This window comes from Prosthecobacter sp. GW821-HT29F12 (genome assembly GCF_058803405.1).
The window spans coordinates 565,996-570,021 of record NZ_CM179517.1 but is presented as its reverse complement, the minus strand read 5'-3'; the positions used below and the strand labels follow the sequence as shown (position 1 = coordinate 570,021).

The 4,026-nt window shown below is 58.1% G+C and carries 4 protein-coding genes; 2 read left to right on the top strand and 2 right to left on the bottom strand.

Features of this window, described 5'->3' with window-relative positions; genetic code table 11:
• Positions 1-188 precede the first annotated feature (188 nt).
• Positions 189-1,421, top strand: a complete 1,233-nt coding sequence (locus tag AC3RLQ_RS02310; protein ID WP_397383789.1) for an argininosuccinate synthase — start codon at positions 189-191, stop codon at positions 1,419-1,421.
• Positions 1,422-1,814: 393 nt separating this feature from the next.
• The gene (locus AC3RLQ_RS02305; RefSeq protein ID WP_493033979.1) at positions 1,815-2,183 is read left to right on the top strand and encodes a YciI family protein; all 369 of its coding nucleotides are present in this window, start codon (positions 1,815-1,817) and stop codon (positions 2,181-2,183) included.
• Between the two features lie 103 nt (positions 2,184-2,286).
• On the opposite strand, the gene AC3RLQ_RS02300 is transcribed toward AC3RLQ_RS02305, so the two are convergent.
• Positions 2,287-2,721, bottom strand: a complete 435-nt coding sequence (locus AC3RLQ_RS02300; RefSeq protein ID WP_493033978.1) for a hypothetical protein — start codon at positions 2,719-2,721, stop codon at positions 2,287-2,289.
• A gap of 6 nt (positions 2,722-2,727) precedes the next feature.
• Positions 2,728-3,954 (bottom strand): right-handed parallel beta-helix repeat-containing protein, encoded by a 1,227-nt coding sequence (locus AC3RLQ_RS02295; RefSeq protein WP_493033977.1) that lies wholly within the window; start codon positions 3,952-3,954, stop codon positions 2,728-2,730.
• Positions 3,955-4,026: the final 72 nt, after the last annotated feature.

The following is a 4,026-nucleotide window of genomic DNA, read 5'->3' as shown; positions in this document are numbered from 1 at the left end:
GTAATTTTTGCGAATAAAGTCAGCTTAACAATACTCATTATAATTTCAATAGAAAGAACGCATTTATTTAAGTTTCCCTAAACAACCATTTTTCATCCCCCCCAATTTTGTAAAAAAGGCGCACTCCGGAGCTCGACACACCTTCGATTGCCCTTATTCTCCGCGCCCCCCTCAAAAAAGTGGCAAACATGAGCAAAAAAATCGTTCTCGCATACTCCGGCGGCCTCGACACCTCCGTCCTTCTCTCCTGGATCAAGGAAACCTACAACGCCGAGGTCATCGCCTTCTGCGCCAACGTCGGCCAGGACGATGAGCTCAAAGGCCTGAACGCCAAGGCCAAAAAGACCGGAGCCTCGAAGATCTACATCGACGACCTGCAGGAGGAGTTTGCCACCGATTTCATCTTCCCGATGATCCAGGCCGGAGCCATCTACGAAGGCGAGTACTTCCTCGGCACCAGCATCGCCCGCCCCCTCATCGCCAAGCGCATGGTGGAGATCGCCAAGGCTGAGAAGGCTGGTTTCATCGCCCACGGCGCCACCGGCAAGGGCAACGACCAAGTGCGCTTTGAGCTCACCGCCGCCGCCCTCGCCCCGGAGATCGAAATCATCGCCCCATGGCGTGACGAGCGCTTCCGCACCCAGTTCCCCGGCCGTGCCGAGATGATCGCCTACTGCGACGAGAAAAAGATCCCCGTCCAGGCCAGCGCCAAGAAGCCCTTCTCGATGGACCGCAACCTCCTGCACATCAGCTATGAGGCCGGCATTCTCGAAGACCCTTGGTTTGACGCCAGCGATCCGAAGAACAAAGGCTACTTCAACACCCTCTCCGTCTTCCCCGAAGACGCCCCGGACAAGGCTGAAACCGTCATCCTCGAATTCGAAAAGGGCAATTGCATCGCCGTCAACGGCAAGCTCCTTTCCCCTCTCGGCGTCATGAAGCTCCTCAACAAGCTCGGCGGCAAGCACGGCGTCGGCCGCGTGGACATGGTGGAAAACCGCTTCGTCGGCATGAAGAGCCGCGGAGTCTACGAAACCCCCGGCGGCAGCATCCTGCACTTCGCTCATCGCCAGATCGAAAGCCTCACCATGGACCGCGAAGTCATGCACCTGCGTGACAGCCTAATCCCGAAATACGCCACCCTGGTGTACAATGGCTTCTGGTACGCCCCAGAGCGCCTCGCCCTCCAGGCCCTCGTCACCGAGAGCCAGAAGAAGGTCAGCGGCACCGTCCGTGTGAAGCTCTACAAAGGCAACATCATCCCCGCCGGCCGTAAGAGCGTCTTCAGCCTCTACAATCCGCAGATCGCCACCATGGAAGCCGACCCCACGAAGGCCTACAACCAGGACGACGCCACCGGCTTCATCCGCCTCAACGGCCTCCGCCTCAAAACGGGTGCGATCCGGGACCGGAAGAAATAAGACGAGCTTCGCGAGTTTCGACTCAGCCCAACTCACCTCATCAACACGCCGAAGAGCATCCCTCTTCGGCGTTGTTGTTTTCCCCCACTGCCATCCATCGCGCCCCGGCCGATCCAAAAGGTGGAAGCCCCCCCATCTCCAGCAAGACCTCGCCAGTCACGCGCCAATTTTGTATTCCAAAATCCGATTCAGTTTATTGCAGATCAAAGGATCATGACAAACTTGTTAAAATAATGCCTGGCATTTAGTACGCATCTATCGCCATCCCTCCCATTCGTTTTTTTTTCACCACCACAGCGGCCTTCAAACTCGAATAACCCTTTGTCGCTGGAACACCGGCCTCAAATCCCCGCTTGCCGCCCAACCACCCATCTCATCCCAAGGAGCTCCCCCATGCGCGTTCTCGTCCTCGTCAAAAACAACGACGTCAGCGATCAAGACTTCGTCCCCACGCCTGAGGTCCTCGAATCCATGAAAGCCATGGGCCGGTTCAATGACGAACTCCGCGCCGCCGGCATCTTGATCGATTGCGATGGCCTCAAGCCCTCCAGCTACGGCAAGCGCGTGGCATTCGACGGCCCCAATCGTACCGTCATCGACGGTCCCTTCCCTCACACCCGCGAACTCGTCGCCGGTTTCTGGCTCTGGGAGGTCAAGGACATGGACGAAGCCCTCGCCTGGGCAAAGCGCTGCCCCAATCCCATGCCCCAGCCCAGCGAAATCGAAATCCGTCCCATCTATGAGATGGATGATCTGCGGTAATCAGACCCCATTCATGCCCGCCTGAGTGGCCATCAGGAAACTAGGGCTGTATTCGTCTTACCCTGCGTGAAGCCGCGAACGCCGCTCCGCTTGCACCCCCATCTCACCACAGCATAAACCCCGTCTCCCCCGCGCGGCGGATGCGGGGGCTGAAGAGCACAAACATCGCCCCAAGGGAATAGCTCAGATTCGCCACTCCCACCCACAGTGGGATCACCGCATGCGGCACCAGGGCAGCACGTGGCTCCGTGGTGTCTGGCAGGACGCGGCTCAGGAAATACAGACCCGCACCTGCTCCCGCCAGAAACACCAGCGCCAGCAGCAAGCGGCAGGACCGCTGTCCATTCATAAAACCATACATCACCACCAGACTCAGGGCATACCAGACCAGGGATCCGGCGAACCAGCGAAACACCTCGTGAAACAAAAACAGCGTGATCACCGCCGCTCCGAAAATCATGTGTGCCCATATGAGCTTGCGCGTGAAGTCGATTTCTTCACGGTGCTTGGCGCCACGGTTGCGCTGCACATCAAGCATGGGAGGTCAGGGGGCGGAGGTTGGGGTTTCGTCCAAGTTGTCTTTGATCAAGACGACTGATTTGGGCGTCAAATCAAAGCTAGCACTCTTCTTAGCAAGTTTACGGCCAATATCCATGCAAAGGTTGCATGTGATCATGACATTCTTCACCACTCCCCTACTCCATACCGCTGCGGTGGACAACCCGGAAAATGTATTCCCATTGAGAACCACTCCATTGACCCCTTCCTCAATCAGCACCCCCGTCCCTGCATCGATCCCCATCGGCGTTTTCGCCTCAGCAGGGCGCTTATCCTTCCCTGCCCCGATGTAGGTGTTGCAGAAGGTGTTGCCGCTGATCGTGTTGCGCTCGGAGTCCTTCCCCACCCGCACTGAAAACTCATGCGCCAGCACAAAGGTGTTCGCGCTCAGCGTGCAGCCGCAGGCATCCCGCAGGTCAATGCCACCCTGCAGATGATGGGCGATCACGTTCGCACTCAGCGTGATCCCATAGCAGTCGCGGTCCAGGATGATCGCCGTGCCATTGCACTCCTCGATCATGTTGCCGCTGAGCACGGAGCCGTAGGTGTTCTCAATGATCACGCCATTGCCCAGGTGATCGTCGATGTTGTTCCCGTTCATGCACAGGTTGAAGGCATCGATGCAGCGCAGCCCGTCCCAGTTCTCTTCAAAGTGGTTCGCGTTCACCACGATGTCATGCCCGCCGAGGATCTCGATCCCGCTCTTCTTGTTGTAGGTGAGGATGCAGTCCGCCACGCGCGGATCTTCCGTGCAGTTCACCATGTGGATGCCATGGCCGCCGTGGTGGTCCACCGACACGCCTTCGAAATAGATCTCCTGGATGCCTTCGGCAAAGATGCCGTCGCCGCTCTTCTCATTGCCGCTCACTCGCAGGTCCGCCATCTGCACGCGCCAAAGCTGCGCCTTCTTGTCGGTGTCGAGAGTCGGCGGGCGAAGGATGAAGGCGGGGGCGCCCGCTTCATTCTTGTTAAGGATGTGGGTGGCCGCACCGCTGCCCACGATGCGCGTCTCCGCAGTCTTCACCCGCAGCGGCTCGGTGATCTCATAGTTCCCCGGCGGGATGGTGACGAGCCCCCCGGCTGCCGGCAGGGCATCCAGCGCGGCTTGCAAATTGGGATGTTTGCCCGCGTCCACCGTCACCGGTGCGGCCGTTTGCGCATGAGACATCACCACAGACAGAGACAGAAACAGAAAGCAGAAGATTGATTTCATCTCACACAAACGCACCGGAAATCGCTTTTTCGTCGCCTGTTGCAGATATGAGCCCAGCCGTGACAGCCTTAA

What these genes read in the sequence shown, in the direction of transcription:
- AC3RLQ_RS02310 (WP_397383789.1), top strand. Translation starts at nt 189, where the DNA reads ATGAGCAAAAAAATCGTTCTCGCATACTCCGGCGGCCTCGACACCTCC.
- AC3RLQ_RS02305 (WP_493033979.1), top strand. Translation starts at nt 1,815, where the DNA reads ATGCGCGTTCTCGTCCTCGTCAAAAACAACGACGTCAGCGATCAAGAC.
- AC3RLQ_RS02300 (WP_493033978.1), bottom strand. Translation starts at nt 2,721, where the DNA reads ATGCTTGATGTGCAGCGCAACCGTGGCGCCAAGCACCGTGAAGAAATC.
- AC3RLQ_RS02295 (WP_493033977.1), bottom strand. Translation starts at nt 3,954, where the DNA reads ATGAAATCAATCTTCTGCTTTCTGTTTCTGTCTCTGTCTGTGGTGATG.